This window comes from Agathobaculum sp. LCP25S3_E8, assembly GCF_052117165.1.
Taxonomy (GTDB): domain Bacteria; phylum Bacillota; class Clostridia; order Oscillospirales; family Butyricicoccaceae; genus Agathobaculum.
In genome coordinates this window covers 1-388 of the sequence record NZ_JBQKJR010000186.1, presented here as the reverse complement: position 1 = coordinate 388, position 388 = coordinate 1, and the positions used below count along the sequence as shown (strand labels likewise).

Below are 388 nucleotides of genomic sequence, written 5' to 3'. Positions count from 1 at the left end.
CAGTCTGTCGAAAAAGTCCAGCAAAAGCTGGGCTTTTTCGTTTGAGCGCGGTAAAATAGGAATAGGTGGTGAGAGCAATGCTGGAACGAGGAAAAATGGATCGGGATGTAGTAGAGATCGTTGGGATAGACAGTCTGGTACCAAAGGAGCACCTGCTGCGGAAGATAGACAAAGCGGTGGACTTTAACCGGCTGTACGAAATGGTGGAACCGCTGTACAGTGAGGACAATGGCAGACCCAGCGTAGACCCGGTGGTGCTGTTCAAAATGGTATTGATCCAGCATCTGTACGGATTGCCGTCCCTGCGGCGGACCGCGGAGGAAGTAAGCGGCAGCATATATTACCGCTGGTTTCTGGGGTACACCTTACAGGAGGAAACGCCCCATTT

General features: G+C 51.8%; 1 protein-coding gene. It reads left to right on the top strand.

The genetic code is table 11. The features are described from left to right. Positions 1–77: 77 nt before the first annotated feature. Positions 78–388: transposase (locus ACTQ34_RS18200; RefSeq protein ID WP_441364999.1), on the top strand; the 311-nt coding region annotated here is incomplete at its 3' end.